General features: G+C 46.4%; 22 protein-coding genes. 9 read left to right on the forward strand and 13 right to left on the reverse strand.

All coding sequences use genetic code 11. The features are described 5' to 3' along the window. Nucleotides 1-11 precede the first annotated feature (11 nt). The 6 genes from OJ16_RS08520 to aspA form a co-directional block, all read right to left on the reverse strand. Nucleotides 12-275 carry a DUF4212 domain-containing protein gene (locus tag OJ16_RS08520; RefSeq protein ID WP_040989401.1) on the reverse strand — a complete coding sequence of 88 codons (264 nt, stop codon included), beginning with the start codon at nt 273-275 and terminating at the stop codon, nt 12-14. Between the two features lie 217 nt (nt 276-492). Next, entirely contained in the window at nt 493-1119 is a 627-nt protein-coding gene (locus OJ16_RS08525; protein ID WP_040989402.1) for a MarC family protein, read from the reverse strand. A gap of 157 nt (nt 1120-1276) precedes the next feature. Beyond that, on the reverse strand, nt 1277-1912 hold the full coding sequence (locus tag OJ16_RS08530) for a response regulator transcription factor (RefSeq protein WP_040989404.1): 636 nt from the start codon (nt 1910-1912) through the stop codon (nt 1277-1279). Between the two features lie 159 nt (nt 1913-2071). Beyond that, entirely contained in the window at nt 2072-3889 is a 1818-nt protein-coding gene (locus tag OJ16_RS08535; RefSeq protein ID WP_040989407.1) for a protein-disulfide reductase DsbD, read from the reverse strand. A gap of 274 nt (nt 3890-4163) precedes the next feature. Continuing rightward, a complete protein-coding gene (locus OJ16_RS08540) occupies nt 4164-5471 on the reverse strand; it encodes an anaerobic C4-dicarboxylate transporter (RefSeq protein WP_040989409.1) in 1308 nt (435 codons plus the stop codon). A 161-nt stretch (nt 5472-5632) separates the two neighbouring features. Further along, the gene (gene aspA, locus OJ16_RS08545; RefSeq protein WP_040989411.1) at nt 5633-7081 is read right to left on the reverse strand and encodes an aspartate ammonia-lyase; all 1449 of its coding nucleotides are present in this window, start codon (nt 7079-7081) and stop codon (nt 5633-5635) included. Between the two features lie 423 nt (nt 7082-7504). Between aspA and OJ16_RS08550 the strand changes: the two genes are divergently transcribed. Beyond that, nucleotides 7505-8035 carry an FxsA family protein gene (locus tag OJ16_RS08550; protein WP_040989413.1) on the forward strand — a complete coding sequence of 177 codons (531 nt, stop codon included), beginning with the start codon at nt 7505-7507 and terminating at the stop codon, nt 8033-8035. Between the two features lie 57 nt (nt 8036-8092). Here OJ16_RS08550 and trmL read toward each other — a convergent pair whose 3' ends face one another. The 3 genes from trmL to OJ16_RS08565 all read right to left on the reverse strand — a co-directional run bounded on the left by trmL (nt 8093) and on the right by OJ16_RS08565 (nt 10787). Further along, the gene (trmL, locus tag OJ16_RS08555; protein ID WP_040989415.1) at nt 8093-8572 is read right to left on the reverse strand and encodes a tRNA (uridine(34)/cytosine(34)/5-carboxymethylaminomethyluridine(34)-2'-O)-methyltransferase TrmL; all 480 of its coding nucleotides are present in this window, start codon (nt 8570-8572) and stop codon (nt 8093-8095) included. 146 nt (nt 8573-8718) lie between these two features. Continuing rightward, complete coding sequence (cpxA, locus tag OJ16_RS08560; RefSeq protein ID WP_040989417.1) at nt 8719-10101, reverse strand: envelope stress sensor histidine kinase CpxA; 1383 nt, start codon at nt 10099-10101, stop codon at nt 8719-8721. Beyond that, nucleotides 10101-10787 carry a response regulator gene (locus OJ16_RS08565; protein WP_040989420.1) on the reverse strand — a complete coding sequence of 229 codons (687 nt, stop codon included), beginning with the start codon at nt 10785-10787 and terminating at the stop codon, nt 10101-10103. The genes cpxA and OJ16_RS08565 overlap by 1 nt, the downstream gene beginning before the upstream one ends. A 181-nt stretch (nt 10788-10968) precedes the next feature. On the opposite strand from OJ16_RS08565, the gene OJ16_RS08570 reads away from it, so the two are divergent. From OJ16_RS08570 to pfkA, 3 genes are all read left to right on the forward strand, one after another. Continuing rightward, nucleotides 10969-11454: a CpxP family protein gene (locus OJ16_RS08570; protein WP_040989422.1), complete on the forward strand. Its 486-nt coding sequence runs from the start codon at nt 10969-10971 to the stop codon at nt 11452-11454. Between the two features lie 183 nt (nt 11455-11637). Beyond that, a complete protein-coding gene (gene fieF, locus OJ16_RS08575) occupies nt 11638-12546 on the forward strand; it encodes a CDF family cation-efflux transporter FieF (protein ID WP_040989424.1) in 909 nt (302 codons plus the stop codon). A gap of 273 nt (nt 12547-12819) precedes the next feature. Continuing rightward, nucleotides 12820-13782, forward strand: coding sequence for a 6-phosphofructokinase (gene pfkA, locus OJ16_RS08580; RefSeq protein ID WP_040989426.1), 963 nt, complete (start codon nt 12820-12822; stop codon nt 13780-13782). Between the two features lie 91 nt (nt 13783-13873). On the opposite strand, the gene OJ16_RS08585 is transcribed toward pfkA, so the two are convergent. After that, a complete protein-coding gene (locus OJ16_RS08585) occupies nt 13874-14368 on the reverse strand; it encodes a prepilin-type N-terminal cleavage/methylation domain-containing protein (RefSeq protein WP_040989428.1) in 495 nt (164 codons plus the stop codon). 77 nt (nt 14369-14445) lie between these two features. Further along, nucleotides 14446-15468 (reverse strand): EF-P beta-lysylation protein EpmB, encoded by a 1023-nt coding sequence (gene epmB / locus OJ16_RS08590; RefSeq protein ID WP_040989430.1) that lies wholly within the window; start codon nt 15466-15468, stop codon nt 14446-14448. Between the two features lie 33 nt (nt 15469-15501). Here epmB and efp point away from each other — a divergent pair, with 33 nt between their 5' ends. From efp to rraA, 3 genes are all read left to right on the forward strand, one after another. Beyond that, the gene (efp, locus tag OJ16_RS08595) at nt 15502-16068 is read left to right on the forward strand and encodes an elongation factor P (RefSeq protein WP_040989432.1); all 567 of its coding nucleotides are present in this window, start codon (nt 15502-15504) and stop codon (nt 16066-16068) included. A 104-nt stretch (nt 16069-16172) separates the two neighbouring features. Beyond that, a complete protein-coding gene (locus OJ16_RS08600) occupies nt 16173-17090 on the forward strand; it encodes a 1,4-dihydroxy-2-naphthoate polyprenyltransferase (RefSeq protein WP_040989434.1) in 918 nt (305 codons plus the stop codon). A gap of 75 nt (nt 17091-17165) precedes the next feature. Continuing rightward, nucleotides 17166-17675 carry a ribonuclease E activity regulator RraA gene (rraA, locus tag OJ16_RS08605; RefSeq protein WP_040989436.1) on the forward strand — a complete coding sequence of 170 codons (510 nt, stop codon included), beginning with the start codon at nt 17166-17168 and terminating at the stop codon, nt 17673-17675. A gap of 65 nt (nt 17676-17740) precedes the next feature. Here the strand turns inward: rraA and OJ16_RS08610 are convergent, their stop codons facing one another. Further along, nucleotides 17741-19093 carry an MATE family efflux transporter gene (locus tag OJ16_RS08610; RefSeq protein WP_040989437.1) on the reverse strand — a complete coding sequence of 451 codons (1353 nt, stop codon included), beginning with the start codon at nt 19091-19093 and terminating at the stop codon, nt 17741-17743. A 199-nt stretch (nt 19094-19292) separates the two neighbouring features. Further along, nucleotides 19293-20063 carry a triose-phosphate isomerase gene (gene tpiA, locus OJ16_RS08615; protein ID WP_040989439.1) on the reverse strand — a complete coding sequence of 257 codons (771 nt, stop codon included), beginning with the start codon at nt 20061-20063 and terminating at the stop codon, nt 19293-19295. A 268-nt stretch (nt 20064-20331) separates the two neighbouring features. Here tpiA and OJ16_RS08620 point away from each other — a divergent pair, with 268 nt between their 5' ends. Both OJ16_RS08620 and OJ16_RS08625 read left to right on the forward strand, forming a co-directional pair. Further along, nucleotides 20332-20679 carry a 5-carboxymethyl-2-hydroxymuconate Delta-isomerase gene (locus OJ16_RS08620; protein WP_040989441.1) on the forward strand — a complete coding sequence of 116 codons (348 nt, stop codon included), beginning with the start codon at nt 20332-20334 and terminating at the stop codon, nt 20677-20679. 47 nt (nt 20680-20726) lie between these two features. After that, nucleotides 20727-21152: a DUF805 domain-containing protein gene (locus OJ16_RS08625; RefSeq protein ID WP_040989443.1), complete on the forward strand. Its 426-nt coding sequence runs from the start codon at nt 20727-20729 to the stop codon at nt 21150-21152. The last annotated feature ends 57 nt before the right edge of the window (nt 21153-21209 follow it).

The following is a 21209-nucleotide window of genomic DNA, read 5'->3' on the forward strand; positions in this document are numbered from 1 at the left end:
TGAGTTGCTCCTTACTCATCTACACCAAATTCTTTGTCAATTCTTCGCATTTTCCACGCGTAGTAGAAAATGATCGCTAGGAAGGTGTAAATAGATCCTTGCTGAGCAAACCAGAAACCCAGTTTGTAGCCACCGAGTTGAAATTGGTTGAGTTGATCAACAAATAGAATCCCACAGCCGAAAGATACGACAAACCAAATGACCATTAAGCCGATCATCAGTCTTACGTTCTTTTGCCAGTAAGCTTTGGCGCGTTCCTGACTTTCAAATGCCATTGCCGTCTCCTTACGCATGTTCGTTGTTAATGAAATGTTTCAAGAAGTACAATAGCAGCGAGCGTAAGAGAGTGCTCTTCAACTTTAGTCGGTAGGGTTTTTAGATAAAGGCTTATAAATTCAGAGGTTTGTGATTATTGGCGGGTGTGGGTGATTGTTAATTTCATGTTAACTTAGCCGAAAGTATAATGCTATCGGCTAAGTCTTGATAACAGGATCACACAATATAGAAGTCGCGAATGCCCATTAACAAATTATTAAGCGCAACGGCCGCCAGAATGAGGCCCATTACTCGGCTAATAATGGCCGCTCCGACGTTACCGATTACTTTATGTATATGGCTACCAGCAAGTAAAAACAGCAAGGTAATTAAGAGCACTGCGACCATGACGCCCGCGGTAATGACTTGATCAATGAATGAGTAGCGATGGTTGTCGGTTAGCATCACAATCGCCATCATCGCCCCTGGTGAGGCAATCGAAGGTATCGCTAGGGGGTAAACCGCCAAATCTGCGAGATCGGAATGGCTAACATCTTGGGTCAGCTTTTGTTCTTGATCTGGCTTACTTTCACCAAAGATCATCGTCAGGGCAAACAGCAGTAGAACCAAGCCGCCCGCCGCTTGAAAAGCAGGTAACGGAATTTGCATGGCTTCCAGTAATAATTGACCGACTAAAAGAAAGAACAACAGAATGCCGGTTGCAATCGCGACGGCCTTTAAGGCGACGATGCGGCGCTGTTTAGCGGTGAGATGATGAGTTTGAGATAAATAAACAGGAACGGAACCGATAGGATCGATCACCGCCCAAAGTACGACGAATTGAGTAATGATAATACTAAGCAACGCAGTGTCTCCCAGAGTTGAGTGCTTCCCACCAAAACTCGAATTGTTTAGGTGGCGTTAACAGAGGGATGGTCAAAGGGCGAAACTTTCGACCAACCTGAGTCTAGCAAACTTGATGAGGCAACAAGTTAACGCTGGGTTAATTACAACCGATTAATTACGATTCAGACTCTAACTGCTGCAGCAGAATAACGGCTTGTGTTCGGTTTTTAACGCCAAGCTTTCGGAAAATAGCGGTCATATGTGCTTTGATCGTTGCTTCGGAAACGTTGAGTTCATAAGCGATTTGCTTATTGAGTAGGCCGTCTGACAGCATGCCCAAGACCTTATATTGCTGCGGAGTAAGGGTTGAGATCTTTTCAGCCAGATCGTTGCAGGCGGCATTATTGGTGATCAAACCCTCTGGAAAGAAGGGGTCACCATCGAGTACCTTGTTAAGTGCACTGATCAGCTCACGCATATCGCTCGATTTAGGAATAAAGCCAAACGCGCCATGGCTTTTCACTTGCGTCACCACGCTTGGTTCTTCACTCGCAGACACGACGACAATGGGTAGGTCTGGGTATTCTGCTCGCAATTGCATTAAGCCAGACATACCGTTGGCGCCCGGCATTTTAAGGTCGAGCAGCAATAAATCGGGATCAGGTTCTTTTGCCAATAAAGTGAGTAACGCTTCTAAAGAATCCGCTTCAAGAAGGTTTGCCCCACTGATCGCCATATGGATTGATTGAAATAGCGCGTTGCGAAATAGCGGATGGTCATCGGCGATAAGGATGGTGTAAGTCGAGTCCATGACGTTAATCACTTATTGTAATTTAGTTAATGGAATTATTGTGCCGATTCGCTTAGCGAACAATGCTTATCCATTAAAAGTCTGAACTAAATCGGGTTTTACTGCGGAATTGAAAGAATCACACCGGTGTATACACACCGATGTGAAGTGGTGGTGTATTTAGAGTTTATGGTTTTCCAAATGCGTGATAAACGGTTCGGCCGCCATAAAACCCGTCACGCGAGCCTGGTTGATGTGTACACCCTCGGCATTCCAAAACTCAATCGTCGGCAAGCCAAGCACCTGCATTTTTTGCAATAGTTCAATGTCTTGCATTTGGTTGTTGGTCACATCCGCTTGCAGCAAGACGAAGCTTTGCAGCTTATTGGCGACTTGCGCATCGTGGAAGGTGTATTTCTCAAACTCTTTACAGGCGACGCACCAGTCGGCATAGAAATCAAGCATGACGGGTTTGCCAGCCAGCTTCGCTGCTGCCAATTGCTGCTCTAATTCACTGGTGTTGCTGACGCGAATAAACTCAATATTTTGGCTCTCCGTTTGGTGCTGAGGGTTAAACCAATAATTCAGTAATGGTTGAGCTGACGCGAACAGTCCTAGCACGGCAATAATACCGATGGTGCTTTGCTTCCACCCGCCAAACGGCAGTTGGTTTTTGATGTGATACAGCCAACCAAACGCGACGATACCCAGCAGCGCCCACAGACCAGTGGCCCATAATTCTGGCAAGATACGTTCAAGTAAAAATAGCGGGGCAGCGAGCAGAATAAAGCCGAAGAACACCTTCACGGTATCCATCCAACCACCGGCCTTCGGTAGCAGTTTATTGCCGAATACCGCGGCTAACATCAATGGAATCCCCATCCCCATCGCGAGCGCATAAAGAGCGACCGCTCCGGTGAGTAGGTCACCACTTTGTGCAACATACAATAGCGCGCCAGACAGTGGTGCTGTGGTGCATGGCGAACAAACGAGACCGGAAATTGCGCCCATCGCGAACACGCCAAGCGAGCTACCACCTTGTTGTTTGTTGCTCAGGCCGCTGAGCCAAGTCTGTACACTGGATGGCAATTGCAATGTATAAGCACCAAACATAGACAGTGCTAAAGTCACGAATAGAACACTCAAACCAATGAGGACGTAAGGATGCTGCATCGCTGCTTGGAATTGCATGCCTGCGGAGGCAACCACTAACCCTAGCAGTGTGTAAGTGAGCGCCATGCCTTGCACGTAAATGAAAGAGAGGCCAAGAGCGCGACGGTGGGAGAGCTTACCGCTGCCGAGCACAATACTGGTTAAAATTGGGTACATTGGCAGCACGCAAGGCGTAAAGGCAAGTCCTACCCCTAAGGCGAGAAAGAGCACTGGGGTCCACCAGTTGTCGGCTAGATTGTCTGCGAGGCTGCTTTCTTTTGATTGTGGTGCACGGTTTTGTTCGCCATCGGCATTCGCTGTATTGCTACTGACTTGGGTGGTCGCCACTGAGTTTGTGGTCGATGCACTTGCGGCGGATGTGCTGGTGGGCGCAGGAGTCAGTGCTTCTAATTCGATAACACGTGTTTCTGGCGGATAACAAAATCCGGCTTTTGCACAACCTTGATATTGGACGATTAAACGCCCCCCTGTGTTGCCATCTAGCAGGGGAACTTCAACGAATAATGGCTGGGTGTAGATGTGTACGTCACCAAAAAATTCATCGTTGTGTGGTTGGCCTTGACGCATCGTGACGTCGCCTAGAGTGACATTTTCACCGCTAAATGAGATTCGCTCTTGATACAAATAGTAATCAGGTTTGATTTGCCAGTCGATAAAGACGCGATCACCTTGCTGGTAAGCATTGAACTGAAAGGCTTGATCAACGGGCACAAATTGATTGTTATCCTCGCCAAAGCTGAGGGTGTTACCAGAGTTGAATAGTGCCAATGCCGGCATCGAGATGACGGAAACTGACAACAATAAAAGCGATAAAACAAAACGCATAAAAAAGTCACTTCATTAGAATTTAGGGTATTTTATACTCAATTGGTGAGAATGTTCTCTACATAGTGAGAAATTTTGTCTGCCATGAGGTCTGAAGAGAATAGGACAGGGGAAAGAGCTATTTAGTTTCATCATGGCGATAATTGACGGTGAATGCTGACGATCATCGATAAGACATGCATAAAAAATGCAGGGTCATTACCGCAAACGCGACAAAACAAAAAAGGAGCCGAAGCTCCTTTTTATTACCATCCTAACTTTTTAGGCGAACGCTCTAGATAAATAGCCCGCCAAAAGCAAAGCCTAATGCGACCGCTGAGGTGATCGTTGCGACACCCGGAATAAAGAAAGCATGGTTAAAGACATACTTACCGATGCGCGTTGAGCCTGTGTCATCCATCTCTACCGCAGCAAGTAGCGTTGGGTAGGTTGGAAGTACAAATAGCGCACTCACGGCTGCGAATGAAGCGACTGCCGTTAATGGAGCCACGCCAATAGCTAGAGCCGCTGGCATTAGCGCCACAGTGGTTGCACCTTGTGAGTAAAGCAGCATGGAGGCGAAGAAGAGTACCAATGCCAACATCCAAGGGTAATCCGCCAAGAGCTCTCCTGCGAACTCTTTGATGCCATCCACATGCGCATTCACAAAGGTTGCCCCTAGCCAAGCCACACCTAATACACACACACAAGCGGTCATACCTGAGCGGAATGTTGCCGCGGCTGCAATTTGGTTCGCATCAATTTTAGTGAACATCACGATCGCAGCGGCAGCGGCGAGCATTACCGCCATAATCGCTTCGTTGCGGCCTAGGGTTGGGTTTTCAATTAGGCCAATAGAGTCTGAAATCGCCGCGGCGTAACAAACAACAAAAGCAATGGCGATCAGAAAAATATAGGTCGCCGTTTTTGCCGTTGGCAGAATTTCACGTCGTTGCGTATCAGGCAGTTTGATCAGACCTTGCGCTAAACGTTGCTGGTAAATGGGATCATCTTTCAGTTCGCAGCCCATAAAGTTGGCGACGAATGCGCCAATCATACACGCAAGGAAAGAGGTTGGAATGCACACCGCAAGGAGCGTTAGGTAATCAACCCCAACTGGAGCCAGCATGGCAGAAAAAGCCACCACTGCCGCTGAAATCGGTGAGGCGGTAATCGCGATCTGTGATGCGACGACGGCAATAGACAGTGGTCTAGAAGGGCGCACACCCTGGCCTTTGGCCACTTCTGCAATGACGGGCAATGTTGAGAATGCCGTATGGCCCGTTCCCGCCATTAATGTCATCAAGTAAGTCACGATCGGTGCGTAGAAGGTGATGCGCTTAGGATTTTTACGTAAAAAATCTTCGGCGATTTGCACCAGCCAATCCATACCACCGGCGACTTGCATTGCCGCAATCGCGGTAATAACAGACATGATGATCAAAATAACATCGACAGGAATAAATGCTTGGCTGGTGGGTACGCCAAGACCTAACGATAAAGCGATGACCCCAGCGCCACCGGCAAAACCAATGCCGATGCCCCCAATTCTTGCTCCTACAAAGATAAAGAGCAGAACGATTAATAGTTCGACTGCTACCATATAAAGACCCTCTAATTATTATGGTTTTATTTGATAGTGGTGGCTTCCCAATCGGCAAAATTGCACGCGTAGGTGTAAGTGTAGTTATAACCATCACTCAGTGTATTACGCCAAAAATGGGCGCTAAAAAAGGGCCCCTTTTGGGACCCTTTTTGTGGTTCTTACTCGTAACGTTTTGCTTTATACGTTGGATGCATAAAGTTTTCAACGCAAAGTATCTCGTCTAGCTCTTCTGCGGTTAATAAACCGCGGTCTAGTACCACTTCACGAACGCTCTTACCTGTTTCAGCACAGATTTTACCTACGATGTCGCCTTCATGGTGACCGATGTATGGGTTTAGGTAAGTGACGATACCGATAGAGTTGTAAACGTAGTTCTCACAAGTCTCTTTGTTCACTGTGATGCCGTCGATACACTTGTCGCGTAAGTTCACACAGGCATTTTGCAGTAGAGAGATTGATTCAAATACGCTTTGTGCAATCACAGGTTCCATTACGTTCAACTGTAGCTGACCGCCTTCTGCTGCGAAAGATACCGTATTATCGTTACCCAGTACTTTGAAACATACTTGGTTTACGACTTCTGGGATCACTGGGTTTACTTTTGCTGGCATGATAGAAGAGCCCGCTTGTAGCTCAGGTAAGTTCAGCTCATTGAAACCAGTACGAGGACCAGAAGAAAGTAGACGTAAGTCATTGCAGATTTTAGACAGTTTAACCGCAAGGCGTTTTAGCGCGCCGTGCGTCATTACGTAAGCACCACAGTCAGATGTTGCTTCAATCAAGTCTTCTGCTGCAACAACGTCTAGACCAGTCACTTCTGCTAGGTGTTTAACCGCAAGATCTTGGTAACCTTGAGGTGCGTTTAGACCCGTACCGATTGCCGTTGCGCCAAGGTTGATTTCTAGTAGCAGTTTAGAGGTGTACTCTAATGCACGAATCTCTTCGTTAAGTGTTACTGCCCAAGCATGGAATTCTTGGCCAACCGTCATTGGCACGGCATCTTGCAACTGAGTACGGCCCATTTTTAGGATGCCGCTGAATTCTTGCGCTTTTAGTTCAAAAGCACCTTTCAAGTATTCAATTGCTTCCATCAGTTTTTGTACGCTGTTGTACACCGCTACGCGGAAACCGGTTGGGTAAGCACAGTTGGTTGATTGGCTCTTGTTAACGTGGTCGTTCGGGTTAATGAATTGGTATTGGCCTTTCTCTTTGCCCATCAATTCCAGTGCAACGTTAGCAATAACTTCGTTGGTGTTCATGTTGACTGATGTGCCAGCACCACCTTGGAAAACGTCTGATGGGAACTGATCCATGCACTTGCCTGTTTCAAGGATCAAATCACACGCTTGTAGAATGTAATCTGCAACATCTCTTGGAATTGCGCCAAGCTCTTTGTTCGCAAGAGTCGCTGCTTTTTTCGTCATCACCATGCCGCGTACAAACTCAGGCACATCAGAGATGGTCATGTTTGAGATATTGAAGTTTTCAATTGCGCGTAGAGTGTGGATGCCGTAATAAGCATCAGCCGGAACATGACGTTGACCTAATAGATCTTCTTCGATACGAGTGGCTGAGTTCGCTGTGATAGCTTCTGATAGAGTCGCCATAGGTGGATCCTTAGAGAATTATTATGATATTAAATTTTTTTGTAACCGCCAATTCTGCTACTTAAGAATCCATTCGTCAGAGTGTTTGGCTGGAAATCCGTCCTGACATATGTAGCACATGATACTGGACTAAATTCATAAAAATATTAAGTGGATCACTATTTTGGCCAAAGCTATGAAATATTTGCTTTCATATGCGCTAGGTCATTTATCTTGCTCTCATTTGTTATTTTTGGTGGGCGTAGATAGGGGCGATTTGTTACAACGATGAGCGCTTGTGTCATCCGAATGATTCATGGTTTGCTAATATGTAAGTAACCTGCTTTCATCTTTTTACCTGTCACGATTTCTAACACTTCACGTGCTGAATATATTGTGACTGGTGCGAGTTAGCGCTAATGTGTGCTTAACAAAGGAGGGCGTGTGTTTCCTATCTTATTATTACTGTTTATATTCGTTCCAATTATTGAAATCGGCTTATTTATCCAAGTCGGCGGGTTTCTTGGTTTATGGCCAACCATTGCGCTGGTTTTGGTTACGGCATTTGTTGGGGCGTCTTTGGTGCGTAGCCAAGGTTTGCAAACCTTAATGAATGTGCAAAATCGCTTACAACAAGGTGAACTGCCTGCGCAGCAAATTTTTGAAGGTGTGATGTTGGCTGTTGCTGGTGTGTTACTACTGACACCGGGCTTTATGACTGATGCATTGGGTATGTTGGTGTTATTGCCTGCGCCACGTGCTGCTATCGCTAAATACTTGATGAGTAAGATGGTGGTGAAATCGGTCGGTGGCGGTTTCCACGGCGGTTTTACTAACCAAGGTGGTTTTGGCTCTCAAGATGGTTTTGGTCAAGACCCATTTCAGCGTAATCCGTTTGAGCAATCGAAAGATGGCAACACCTTTGAAGGTGAGTTTGAGCGTAAAGACGAGAATGATCGCAATAAGCTGAACTAAATAATGACTCAATAGAAAAAGGCGCCTCGGCGCCTTTTTTTGTGTTTCAAGCGGGGCTTAGAGTGCTCCTTTAAAGCCCATTTGACGCCATGCTTCATACGCAATAATCGCGACGGCATTCGACAGGTTCAAACTGCGAGCGTCAGGCATCATCGGAATGCGAAGGCGCTGCTCCATTGGCAGGCTTTCAATTAACTCCGCAGGCAAGCCACGAGTTTCAGGACCAAACAGCAGTACATCGCCTTCAGCGAACTTCGCGTCAACGTGATGACCGGTGGTTTTCGTCGTGCATGCAAAAATACGGTACTGACCAGCACGCTCATGTTCGAGATAATCGAGAAAAGCTTGAAGATCTTTATGGCGTTTAACTCGCGCTAAATCATGGTAATCCAAGCCCGCGCGGCGCACTTTTTTCTCTTCCAAATCAAAACCCAGCGGCTCAATGAGATGTAAGTTCGCACCACAGTTGGCGCATAGACGGATTATATTGCCCGTATTTGGGGCGATTTCTGGTTCATAAAGGGCGATATCAAACATGCATTGAGTCTGTGTGAGTAAAAACTGCGCATGAGTATAACAGGATGCTTGAATGAGCAGGAGCTTAATAGTCTTGAACATTCAGTGATGGCCCTATTTTGATGGGCCACACTTGAATGTTTGGATGGGTTTGATCGTAACGAAGATCAATCCCATCCCAGAGGGAGACAAATGATCACTCTCAACCCACCGAGCGGGCTACGGGAGGCTTCGATCGTACCACTATGTTGGCGCACGGCACTTTCGGTAATGGCCAATCCTAACCCTGTCCCACCACTGACGCGGTCGCGCGCCGTCGATACGCGGTAGAAAGGTCTAAAGATGGCTTGCAGCTCTTCTTCCGGTACGCCATCGCCATTGTCATCGACGGTGACTGTTACCTGTTCTTTAGTGACCGTGATTGCCACATCAATGGTATCAAGGCTGTAATGAATGGCATTTCGCACAATATTGTCTAGGGCGCTCATCAGCAGTTTCGGTTTGCCCGAAATGCTTTGCTCTGGGATGGCAGAGTAATTAAGAATTTTGCCCATTTGTTCGGCTTCAAATTGTGCATCGCTTAATATCGCTTCCCAAAGACTGGAAAGTGGCTGTATTTCACGATCGGTATGGCTATCTAACTGCATGCGAGAGAGTTCGAGTAATTCTGAAATCATCTGCTCCAATCGCTGTGCTTCGGTGTCTATCCGCGTGAGCTCAGCGCTCTCGCCTTGCTTGCGGGTTGCGAGTGCCGTCGCCATTCTTAAACGGGTGAGTGGTGAGCGAAGTTCGTGAGAAATATCAGACAACAAGCGTTGCTGACCGGAGATCATTTGATTGACGTCTTGCACCATTTGGTTAAATGCGGAGCCCGCTTGGCGAAATTCACTCGTGCCTTTTTCTAAGCTCGGATCAACCACAAATTCGCCTTTTGCAACGCGTCTTGCTGCGCGTTCGAGTTTACGCGCGGGTTGGCTCAATGCCCAAGCTAACCAGAGTAATAATGGCGTACTGGCGATCATCACGGCAAACAGCAATTGAAATGGTCTATCGAACATGCGTAATAAAAACGGTGGAGGCTGATCCCACTTAGAAGCCAAAAACATGTGCAACGGCTGGTTGGCGAGGGTGATAGGAATCGGCCCCGCCACCATGTAGTGCCCATAGAGACGTTGTTGAGGATCGTTAGGTGACTCGATGGTTGAAATGAGGTTTTGCAATCCTCGTGTTTTAAAGTCGCGTTGTTTTTGAGGCGTAAGAATATTGCCCTCAAGATCCGTAATAAAGTAGCGTGGGCGCGGGTCTCGCTTTGATGGGCGATCTTTTTCGATATCACGCAAGACTTGAGCGAGGGTGGTCACCCCTTGATAGTGCTTTTCAATACGCTCGGCAAAGAGAGACATCTTGGCCAGGTTGGCTTGTGGCACGGAGTGGGGTTTACGAGGATCAAGGTGTGGCAATGCCAATACCGCAATCACCACCAAAAACATCGTCAGCCAAAAAATGGCAAAAATACGCCCATAAAGGCTAGTGATACGCGGTAGACGCATTAGTCTTCCTCCACCAATAGGTAGCCGCGGCCGCGCAGTGTTTTTATACGCGGTTTGCCATCATTTCGTTCCGGCAGTTTCTTACGTAAGTTTGAAACGTGCATGTCGATTGCACGATCAAAGGCTGATAGACGTTTACCTAATACATCTAAACTCAGCACCTCTTTCGTAATGGTTTCCCCTGGATGGACAATAAAGTGACTCAATAAGGCAAATTCAGTCGTGGTTAAGTCGAGCAGTTGCGCTTGGCAATAGGCTTCTTGTTTGCCGGGAATGACTTCAATATCTTGATAGATCAAACGATCGCTTGGCTTGGTTGTGATGGCGGATTGAGTGCGACGTAAAATGGCTCGAATACGGGCTAATAGTTCACGATCGCTGAATGGTTTTGGCAAATAATCATCAGCGCCAAGCTCTAAACCGATCACTCGATCAATTTCCTCACCCTTGGCGGTCAGCATGAGAACGGGGGTTTCCCAGTTTTCACGAATGCGTTTTAAGGTTTCAGTACCGTTTAATACCGGCATCATTACATCAAGCAGAATCAGATCTATTTCGGGGGTGAGCGCTGCTAGGCCTGCCTTGCCATCATTGGCTTCAGACACGGTAAAGCCCTCAAAGCTGAGTACCTCTTTAAGAAGAGCGGTAAGTTCAGTGTCGTCATCAATTAATAAGATATGTGCCATTAAGCAGCCCTAGTGGTTGGTATTGATGAGTTTAGTTTACTGATTATTATGCTTAATCATTAGCGTAAATATCGCTCTTTACGAATCTTTACGCTCTCTAGACGTCGCTTTACTTTGGGTGGGCTAATCTATGTTCATGCGCTGCTCATGCAGCCCGACTAACACAAAAAGAGTAATGATTATGAAAACAGTAAAAAAATTGGTTCTAGCTGCAGCAGTTATTCCTCTCGCATTTGCGTCGGCAAGCGCGTTTGCTTACGGCGGTAAAGGTGAGCATCGTGGTGGTTGTCAGGGCGGTATGGATCGCGGCATCTTCAAAAAACTAGACCTGACGGATGCACAAAAAACGCAACTTAAAGAGATGCGCGAAACCAACAAAGCAGAGATGAAAGCGAAATTCGCAGAGACATCTGATACTCGTAAAGCTGAGCGCCAAGCGCAGCATGAGAAAGTGCAACAATTGGTTCTCGCGGATAATTTCGATGAAGCAGCGGCAAATGCGTTGGCAAAAAATATGGTAGAGAAGCAAACGGAGCGTAAAGTGAAGATGCTTGAGAAGCAGCACCAAATGCTGAACGTACTGACACCTGAACAAAAAACCAAGTTTGTCGAGTTAAGCAAAGAACGCATGGAAAAATGCGGTGAGAAACGTAAAAATCACCATTAATCATTTGCGTGATATCGACATAGCGTAAGAAAAACAAAGCAGCCGATGGGCTGCTTTGTTGCGTTTATTGATCGTGTAGGGGTGGGAAAGTGCGATGTTTTGTTAACCTAATTCGCATATCAAGGCTGCATCTTAAGGTCACTTGGGTATAATTAGCGCATCATTGAAGATGAATATAAAGTGATGAAACAAGATTACGGAAAATTAGTTACGTTAGCGGCATGGACCGCAACGATAGTCGCAACATTATTATTGATCGTGAAATTGGTGGTTTGGTGGGTGACCGGCTCGGTTAGTCTGCTCGCTTCTTTAATTGATTCCATGTTAGATATTGCCGCCTCGGTGGTGAATCTTGTGGTTATCCGCTATTCGCTACAACCGGCAGATAAAGAGCACCGGTTTGGCCATGGCAAAGCGGAATCATTAGCCGCGCTTGCTCAAGCGATGTTCATCTCCGGTTCTGCGGTATTCCTTATCCTAAACGGCGTAGAGCGTTTTTTCCGCCCGAGCGAACTTCATTCGCCAGAGCTGGGCGTTTATGTCAGCTTGTTTGCGATGGTGATGACATTTGGTTTAGTGCTTTTTCAAAAACAAGTCGTTCGCAAAACGGGCAGCCAAGCGATTGCGGCTGACTCGCTGCACTATCAAACCGACCTTTATATGAATGCCGCGATTATGGTCGCGCTAGGGTTGAGCTGGGCGGGGATTGGCCAGGCGGATGCGGTGTTTGCTGTGGGTATTGGCTTCTTTATTTTGTACAGCGCATTCAGAATGGTCACAGAGGCGACGCAAACTTTGCTCGATCGCCAACTTCCTGAAGAAGAATTAGCTCAAATCAAATACGAATGTTTGCAAGTTCCGGGGGTGTTAGGTGTTCATCAATTGCGAACTCGGATGTCAGGGCCGGTGCGTTTTATCCAATTGCACTTAGAGCTCGAAGATCATATCCAGTTAATCGAAGCGCATCGCATTTCAGATAATGTGGAACGAAGTTTACTGGCTGCATTTCCGCAAGCAGATATCCTCATTCACCAAGACCCATATTCCGTTGTTTATACTTCTGAACGCCTGCAAAAATCAGCGGATTGGTAATGAAATTAGTTTGAAATGTAAGTGGTTTATTGTCTATATTTTTAGCAGAAAAATAAATAAACGTGATCCTGACATGTATCAACAAAGTGAATAGATAAACCTGTAATACTCTTACACAAATAGAAAACTTACAAAGTTTCGTGCAAATATTGGTAGTATTCCTAATCGGGAACGGTAACATGTTGCACAGCGAAAAGAATCTGGATAGCGGCTTGATTCATAAGCCTCTAGCGTAAAAAATTAAACAAGATTCCCAAAAAATTGAGGGTGAGCATGATTAAGAAGATCGGTGTTTTAACGAGTGGCGGCGACGCTCCTGGTATGAACGCAGCAGTTCGCGGTGTAGTGCGCACAGCATTGTCTGAAGGTTTAGAAGTTTACGGTGTACAAGACGGCTACTTGGGCCTTTATGAAGACCGTATTGTACCGCTAGATCGTTCAAGTGTTTCTGATGTCATCAACAAAGGTGGCACATTCCTAGGTTCAGCACGTTTTCCTGAGTTTAAAGAAGTAGAAGTGCGTGAACAGGCAATCGAAAACCTGAAAAAACACGGCATTGACGCATTGGTTGTTATCGGTGGTGATGGCTCTTACATGGGCGCCAAGAAGCTAACTGAGATGGGCTACCCATGTATCGGTCTGCCTGGCACAATTGACAACGATATCGCAGGTACTGATTACACGATTGGTTACCTAACGGCACTGAATACCGTTATTGATGCAATTGACCGTCTACGTGATACTTCTTCTTCTCACCAACGTATTTCGATTGTTGAAATCATGGGTCGCCACTGTGGTGATCTTACTCTTATGTCAGCAATTGCAGGCGGTTGTGAGTACATCATTACTCCTGAAACTGGTCTTGATAAAGAGAAGCTAATTCGCAACATTCAAGATGGTATCGATAAAGGCAAAAAGCACGCGATCATCGCGCTGACTGAGCTGATGATGGATGCCAACGAGTTGGCAAAAGAGATTGAAGCGGCGACGGGTCGTGAAACTCGCGCGACCGTACTTGGCCATATCCAACGTGGTGGTCGTCCAACGGCGTTTGACCGCGTTCTTGCATCTCGCATGGGTAACTACGCCGTTCACCTATTGATGGAAGGTCACGGTGGTCGTTGTGTGGGTATCCAAAAAGAACAACTTGTTCACCACGATATCATCGATGCGATCGAGAACATGAAACGCCCAGTGCGTAACGATCTTTACAAGGTAGCAGAAGAGCTTTTCTAAGCGATGATGTGACCAGTAAGATCCAGTGAATATAAAAAACCACCTACTAAGGTGGTTTTTTTATGTCTGAGCGTGGCTGCTCGTGACTCGGTTAGCAACCGGTTGTGATCAATTCAAAAGTCGGTGAGGTCGTTTCCGTCGCTTCGGTATAGATCAAGAGGCAGTTGTCATCAGCCTTTTTACGTGACTTAGTCATAAAGCGAATAAAATTCTCGCTTGGATTATTGGTAAAATACCAATCGGCAGGGCGTTCTGGATTCCACTGGCTATTCTCAAAAGTCCCGCTGATAAGGTGGCTCCAAGCCTCACTCGAATTGGCCTCTGGGTAACCGTAGACAAGCTTAATTTTTTCGTTATCAATGGTGATTGTGGCGCTACTCATTTCGGCCAAACCTTGTTGAATCGCAAGCGGGTAGATCATGTCACTTGCGCTTTGCATGCCCCGCTTTAAGCCATTGAGTGCCGCAATCCGCGCATCTACTTGCAAATTAATCAAGCGCGGTATTGCGGTGACGGCAAGAGTGGCAATGACCACAATAACAATCACCAACTCAATCAGAGTAAAACCAATATTGGGTCGTTTCATCGCGATCTGGCATGTAAATGAATGGTGAAAATATACTACCAAAGTTTTTGGCTTAAACGAGAGGTACCCGTTTGATTTTATTCCAAATATAAATCTAACGGTGTTTTACTCGATCGACCGCCAATTTCTCGTGTTAACTTTGGAACAAGATAGCCGGAGACGCGCTCAATCAGACCATGAATTAACATTCGAGCTTGATGATCATCGACAAAGAAGTGCGCCGCTCCTTGGACTTTATCTAGTACGTGGAGATAGTAAGGCAAGATATGCGCATCAAATAACGCTTCACTGAGATTCACTTGCGCTTCGACGGTGTCATTGACGCCTTTTAGTAGCACGCCTTGGTTAAGGAGCGTGACGCCATGGGCTTTTAATTGCTCCATTTTTGCCGTGAACTCTGCGTTGATCTCATTCGCATGATTGATGTGGGTAACAAGCACCACGGACAGACGCGTTTGCGAAAATAAGGTCAATAGGGCTTCGGTCACTCGGCTTGGAATTACAACCGGTAAGCGGCTATGAATACGCAGTCGTTTTATATGCCCAATATTGGCAATGCCTTCCATTAGCCACGCGAGTTCGTCATCTTTGGCCATCAGCGGATCTCCGCCAGATAAGATCACTTCATTCAGCTCTGGGTGCGCAGCAATGTAATCTAAGCTGTGTTGCCAAGCACTTTTACTGCCTTTGTTGTCTTGATAAGGAAAGTGACGACGGAAGCAGTAACGGCAATTAATAGCGCAGCCTCCCTTGACTATCATCAGGGCGCGATTGCGATATTTATGCAAAAGTCCCGGGTTCGCATTGTTTTGTTCTTCTAATGGATCGCTGCTATAGCCTTCTTGTACCGCAAATTCATCTGATAACGGTAACACTTGGCGTAAAAGCGGATCAAAGGGATTGCCTTTTTCCATTCTATCGACAAAACTTTGCGGCACACGCTGCGCAAAAAGCGTTCTTGCTTCAAATCCGTGTTGCCAAGGTGAAGGATCGATCTCTAGCTGTTGCAAAAGTTTAGCAGGATCAGAGATCCCATTCGCCAGTTGTTTGAGCCAGTTTTGCTCAACAGATTCGGCATTTCGGGTTATGATGTGCGGCATTAAATTTAACTCGAAGAATGGTAAGAGGAAAAAATGGCTACTGTTAGCACGAATGAATTCAAAGGCGGTCTTAAAATTATGCTTGATAACGAGCCTTGTGTCATTCTCGAAAACGAGTTTGTCAAACCAGGCAAAGGTCAGGCATTTAGCCGCGTAAGAATCCGTAAGCTACTTTCCGGTAAAGTTCTAGAGAAAACATTCAAGTCTGGCGACACTGTAGAAGTGGCTGACGTAATGGAAATCGATCTAGATTACTTGTACAACGACGGTGAATTCTATCACTTCATGAACAACGAAACGTTCGATCAAATCGCTGCAGACAAGAAAGCAGTGGGTGAGAGCGCTAAGTGGTTGGTAGAAAACAACACTTGTATGCTAACGCTTTGGAACGGTAACCCAATCGTTGTAACGCCACCAAACTTCGTTGAATTAGAAGTGGCTGACACAGATCCAGGCCTTAAAGGTGATACGCAAGGTACAGGTGGTAAACCTGCAACATTGTCTACTGGTGCTGTTGTTCGCGTTCCATTATTCATCACGATTGGCGAAGTAATCAAAGTTGATACTCGTACTGCAGAATATGTAGGTCGTGTGAAGTAATTCATTGCGGAAAATTAAAAAGGTCACTTCGGTGGCCTTTTTGTTTTTCTGCTAACGTTGATATGACACAATTTAGTTATTAGCTCTCGACGATATTGATAAGCATGAAAGAAACGCTGAAAATTTGGCTTGATGCCGCTCGCCCTAAAACTTTGCCTCTCGCTTTGGTTTCTATTTTAACCGGCAGTGTATTGGCTTTTTCTCACCACCATTTTTCATTGTCTGTGGCTCTGTTGGCCTTTATTACCGCCACCTTGTTGCAGATATTGTCGAACTTAGCCAATGATTACGGTGATGCGGTTAAGGGAACGGATAACGAAGCACGCTTAGGGCCAACTCGAGCCATTCAATCGGGTGCGGTGACACCAAAAACCATGCGCCAAGCGATTATCATCAACATCGTATTTACGGTTGTCGCCGGTTTGATTCTTGTGCTGCATGCGTTAACGAACTGGGAAAGTATTCTCGCTTTCTTAGGGTTGGGGCTCTTGGCCATTTTGGCGGCGATTGCCTATACCGTGGGAAATAAACCTTACGGTTATGTTGGGCTGGGTGATATTTCCGTTTTCATCTTCTTTGGTTTATTGGGTGTGGCGGGCACGTTCTTCCTACACACGGGTATTGTCGATCCGTCACTTGCGCTACCAGCGATTGGTTGTGGTTTGTTGGCCGTTGCCGTGCTGAACATCAATAATATGCGTGATATTGACAATGATGCGTTATGCGGGAAACGCACAGTCGCCGTTCGTTTAGGGCAGTATCGCGCGAAGCAATATCACGTTGTTTTACTCGGGGCCGCTGAGGTTGCTTTTGTGGCGTACTTGCTACTGCAACCCGCACCTACGTGGTTAATGTTGCCATTTTTATTGAGTATGGTGGTGTTATACAAACATGGCCTTGCGGTGTGGAATGCGCAGCGCCCTGTCGATATCGCCCCGATGATGCCGATTGTGGTGAAGTGCTCGATGTTAACAAACCTACTGTTTGCTGGGGTTGTTATAGCTCAAACTCTGGTAAGTTGATCCGCGTTTGTCATTGCAATGGCTTGATGAGGGGATATACTCGATTGACAGACCAATGCTATGAGATGAATCGCGATGGAATACAATACTTCAGCACTATGTGATATCTACTTAGAACAAGTAGATGTGGTTGAACCTATGTTCAGTAACTTTGGTGGCAGTGCTTCGTTTGCAGGCCAAGTTACGACCGTTAAGTGTTTTGAGGATAACGGCCTCATTCGTGAAATTCTGGAGCAAGACGGCATTGGTCGAGTTTTGTTAGTCGACGGCGGTGGTTCACTACGCCGAGCGTTGGTTGATGCAGAGATTGCGGCGTTAGCAGAAGAAAATGAATGGGAAGGCATTGTCGTTTACGGTTGTGTACGTGAAGTCGATGAATTGGAAGATATGAGTATCGGTATCCAAGCCTTAGCTTCTATTCCTGTTGGCGCGACCAGCAAAGCGGAGGGTGAAACCGATGTCGCTGTGAATTTCGGCGGCGTGACCTTCCTGCCGGAAGATTATCTCTATGCTGATAATACCGGCATCATTTTGTCGCAAGAGCCACTCAACATTGATTTAGAGCTCGAGGAAGACGGTGAGTAAGCCATCTCTTTGATAGTAAAAAGCCAGCGTAATGCTGGCTTTTTCGTTTCTAAAATCTGAGCGCGTTAGTGTGAGCACTCTGATTGCTTAAGGGTGCGCTTTCGAATGTGTAATGCGTAGCAATACCCCAGTCCTCCCCCAAGAATATTTCCCAGAGCAATACCGATAAAGACGCCTTCTATCCCATACCACGCGCCACCAAACCAAGCGGCTGGTAGGGTGAAGATAAACAGTCGCATGGCACTCCATTGAAACGCTTTAAGAGGTTGGTGGAGAGAGTTTAGCCCAGAAACCAACATCATCATGATGCCCTGAAAGCCATAGCTGAATGGCACAATGAGTAGATACTGCCACAGTAAGTGGCGCACACTGTCTTCTTGAGAAAAAAGCGCAGCCAGTGGAATGCTCAACGGCACCATGAAAAGAAACATGAGCAGTTGGAAGACCAGCGCAAAGTGCATACTGAGAAACTGACCATCAAAGCTGCGTTTAGGATTACCGGCCCCAAAATTTTGTGCCATAAAGGGGGTTAATGCCGAAGTGAGTGACATCAAAACTAAGATCAAGATTGATTCAATACGCTGTGCTGCACCGTAAGCGGCGACGGCGGCGGTTCCGTGGCTTGAGAGGATCATCATCAGTAGCGCACCAGAAAGAGGGGTCATGGCATTCGACATGGCTGCGGGCGTGCCGATGCTCAGAATCATTTTCCAATCTTCAATAAGATGGCGTACTTGCGGTCGACTGAGTAACTTTTCTCGTTTAATTAAAACAAACAATGCGCCTAATAACGCCCCTAGCCAACTAAACGCACTGGCGATGGCGGCCCCTTTTATACCTAATTCAGGGAAAGGACCATAGCCAAAGATCAATAACGGATCGAGCACGCCATTAATGACTCCGGCGACCACCATGATCTTCGCGGGCGTTGCGGTGTCTCCGGTGGCTCTAATCGCGCTGTTGCCGGCTATTGGGATCACGAGAAGGGGAATCGTGAAGTACCAAACTTGCATGTATTCAGCAATCAAAGGGATGAGTTTTGCTTCAGCCCCTAAAGCAAGAAAGAGAGGTTCAATGGTCAGCAATCCAAGAGCTGAGGTGAGAGTGACTAATATCACTGCCAGCAATAACCCATGCGTGGATACTCGAGCGGCATCATGAGATTGGCCTTGGCCAAGGAGTCGGCCAATATTGGTAGATAAACCAATGCCGATCCCCATGGTGATGCAGTTGACGCCAAAGGTGACAGGGAAGGTATAACTGACCGCGGCTAAGGCATCGGTGCCAAGCAATGAAATGAAAAACGTATCGACTAAGTTAAACATCAAGATCGCAATTAATCCCATCGTCATCGGAAGGGTCATCTGGCGCAGAACTTGAGGTATAGGGTCGCTTAGCAGGCCATGTTTATCATGCATAAAACAATCGAACGGAAGGAAAAGAGTAGAATACTTGATTCATGCGGGTGGGGATAGGACGAAGGCGGCAATTTGCTACAAACTCATTTTTCTCGATTGGCACCTAACAAAAAGGCCAGCCGAAGCTGACCTTTTTTTGCAAATTTTCATTGTATGGAATGCCGCAGATAAGACGGCCGCATTCACTTAAACAAGATAATTACGCTTTTGCTGCCGCTGCTGCGCGAGCGATTGCTGCGAAGCCTTTAGCGTCAAGTGCTGCGCCGCCAACTAGAGCGCCGTCGATGTCTGGTTGAGAGAAGTAAGCTTCAGCGTTTTCTGGCTTAACAGAACCGCCGTACTGGATGATTACTTGCTCAGCAACTGCAGCGTCTTTTGCTGCGATCATTGCACGGATAGAAGCGTGGATGCGTTGTGCATCTTCTGCCGTTGCCGCTTTGCCAGTACCGATTGCCCAGATTGGTTCGTAAGCGATGATTGCGCCGTTTAGCGCTTCAACGCCGTATGCATCGATCACTGCATTGATTTGACGTGCACATACTGCTTCAGTTTCGCCAGCTTCGTTTTGCGCTTCAGACTCACCGATACAGAAAACTGGTTTTAGGCCATTTTCTTTTAGGAATGCAAATTTCTTCGCAACGAACTCGTCTGATTCTGCGTGGTATTCACGGCGCTCAGAGTGACCGATGATGATGTGAGTAGCACCGAAATCTTTAAGCATTGCTGGAGACATATCGCCAGTGAACGCACCGCTGTTGTTTAGGTCAGTGTTTTGTGCACCTAGAATGATCTTGTTACCGCCTTCTGCGATTAGACGCTCAGCTAGGTCAATGTATAGCGCAGGTGGCGCTACCGCTACGTCAACACCTTCAACACCTTCAAGCTCAGCGTTAAGACCAGTAAGCAACTCAGTTACCATTGCTTTGCTACCATTAAGTTTCCAGTTACCCATCACTACAGGACGACGCATAGGAATATCTCCGTATTAATTAATTAAAAGTGTTAATGTAAATAATCTACGTAGGAATATAACAGAATAAAGACGCTAGATCATGACCCGAATCATTTCTTAATAGAATCGTATTAGAGAGTTGATTCGTTTCACTTCCCCTTAGCCTTCGCGGTAGGCTATCAGTGATCTGCTAGACAGAATATAAGCAATCCGTTCGGTTTTTCGGCCATTAATTGGTATTAGTGCTAAACGAATAACAAAGAACAATGCGGGGTCATGGAACGATATGCCACATTTAGTTATGGAATACTCAAATTCAGTCGATGAACGAGTGAATGTTCAAGGGCTGTTAGAAGATCTGCATCATGCTGCGATACAATCCGGTTTGTTTGATGCGCCGTCATTAAAATCAAGATCGCTGCGTTACCACAACTGGATCGTGGGCAATGAAGGTGACAGCGCTGATTTTGTCCATATTACCTTTGAATTGTTAGACGGTCGGACGCCGGAACAAAAGCGAGAGCTTTCTCGTCTGCTGATGACGGTTTTACAAGCGCAAGCTGGGCATATTGCGAGCTTGACGGTCAATGTTAGGGATATGGATAAACACAGTTTTCAAAAAGTGGTCAATTAACCGTGGTTAACGGTGGTGATATATTTTTCAGTTTTTAGGTAAAAGACATGTCGATTAAAGAGTTGTTGTTTTCTTTCCAAGGCCGTATTGGACGTAAGGTGTATTGGATCTGGAATGCGGTTTATTACATCTTGATTTTGGGTTTTTCAATGGGGATCAATCAGATATTCCCGGCGTACTCTCATTTGATTTTACCGGTATTTTTGGTCTTTGTGCTTATTCCCGATCTCGCGATTACCGCCAAACGTTGGCATGACCGAGGTAAGTCCAATTGGTGGCTGTTATTGAATATTCCAGTGATTATTGGCCGCATGACAGTGCCTGCCAACGATCCAAGCCAATTAGCACAAAGTACCACACTGCAAATGGTGAGCTCATTGGCTGCTTTGGTGTGTGGTATGTGGATTTTGGTGGAGTGCGGATTCTTAAAAGGCGAAGACGGCGACAATTCGTATGGCGCCGAGCCGAAATAGCCGAAGCCCAGTCTAGCAACAGCGCATAATAGAAAAAGCCAGAGCGATGAACTCTGG

This window comes from Vibrio renipiscarius, assembly GCF_000827885.1.
GTDB lineage: Bacteria > Pseudomonadota > Gammaproteobacteria > Enterobacterales > Vibrionaceae > Vibrio > Vibrio renipiscarius.

What these genes read in the sequence shown, in the direction of transcription:
- OJ16_RS08540 (WP_040989409.1), bottom strand. Translation starts at nt 5,471, where the DNA reads ATGGTAGCAGTCGAACTATTAATCGTTCTGCTCTTTATCTTTGTAGGA.
- epmB (WP_040989430.1), bottom strand. Translation starts at nt 15,468, where the DNA reads ATGCCGCACATCATAACCCGAAATGCCGAATCTGTTGAGCAAAACTGG.
- OJ16_RS08565 (WP_040989420.1), bottom strand. Translation starts at nt 10,787, where the DNA reads ATGGCACATATCTTATTAATTGATGACGACACTGAACTTACCGCTCTT.
- efp (WP_040989432.1), top strand. Translation starts at nt 15,502, where the DNA reads ATGGCTACTGTTAGCACGAATGAATTCAAAGGCGGTCTTAAAATTATG.
- tpiA (WP_040989439.1), bottom strand. Translation starts at nt 20,063, where the DNA reads ATGCGTCGTCCTGTAGTGATGGGTAACTGGAAACTTAATGGTAGCAAA.
- pfkA (WP_040989426.1), top strand. Translation starts at nt 12,820, where the DNA reads ATGATTAAGAAGATCGGTGTTTTAACGAGTGGCGGCGACGCTCCTGGT.
- OJ16_RS08620 (WP_040989441.1), top strand. Translation starts at nt 20,332, where the DNA reads ATGCCACATTTAGTTATGGAATACTCAAATTCAGTCGATGAACGAGTG.
- rraA (WP_040989436.1), top strand. Translation starts at nt 17,166, where the DNA reads ATGGAATACAATACTTCAGCACTATGTGATATCTACTTAGAACAAGTA.
- OJ16_RS08600 (WP_040989434.1), top strand. Translation starts at nt 16,173, where the DNA reads ATGAAAGAAACGCTGAAAATTTGGCTTGATGCCGCTCGCCCTAAAACT.
- OJ16_RS08520 (WP_040989401.1), bottom strand. Translation starts at nt 275, where the DNA reads ATGGCATTTGAAAGTCAGGAACGCGCCAAAGCTTACTGGCAAAAGAAC.
- OJ16_RS08570 (WP_040989422.1), top strand. Translation starts at nt 10,969, where the DNA reads ATGAAAACAGTAAAAAAATTGGTTCTAGCTGCAGCAGTTATTCCTCTC.
- aspA (WP_040989411.1), bottom strand. Translation starts at nt 7,081, where the DNA reads ATGGCGACTCTATCAGAAGCTATCACAGCGAACTCAGCCACTCGTATC.
- OJ16_RS08535 (WP_040989407.1), bottom strand. Translation starts at nt 3,889, where the DNA reads ATGCGTTTTGTTTTATCGCTTTTATTGTTGTCAGTTTCCGTCATCTCG.
- fieF (WP_040989424.1), top strand. Translation starts at nt 11,638, where the DNA reads ATGAAACAAGATTACGGAAAATTAGTTACGTTAGCGGCATGGACCGCA.
- OJ16_RS08585 (WP_040989428.1), bottom strand. Translation starts at nt 14,368, where the DNA reads ATGAAACGACCCAATATTGGTTTTACTCTGATTGAGTTGGTGATTGTT.
- OJ16_RS08530 (WP_040989404.1), bottom strand. Translation starts at nt 1,912, where the DNA reads ATGGACTCGACTTACACCATCCTTATCGCCGATGACCATCCGCTATTT.
- OJ16_RS08610 (WP_040989437.1), bottom strand. Translation starts at nt 19,093, where the DNA reads ATGCATGATAAACATGGCCTGCTAAGCGACCCTATACCTCAAGTTCTG.
- cpxA (WP_040989417.1), bottom strand. Translation starts at nt 10,101, where the DNA reads ATGCGTCTACCGCGTATCACTAGCCTTTATGGGCGTATTTTTGCCATT.
- OJ16_RS08625 (WP_040989443.1), top strand. Translation starts at nt 20,727, where the DNA reads ATGTCGATTAAAGAGTTGTTGTTTTCTTTCCAAGGCCGTATTGGACGT.
- trmL (WP_040989415.1), bottom strand. Translation starts at nt 8,572, where the DNA reads ATGTTTGATATCGCCCTTTATGAACCAGAAATCGCCCCAAATACGGGC.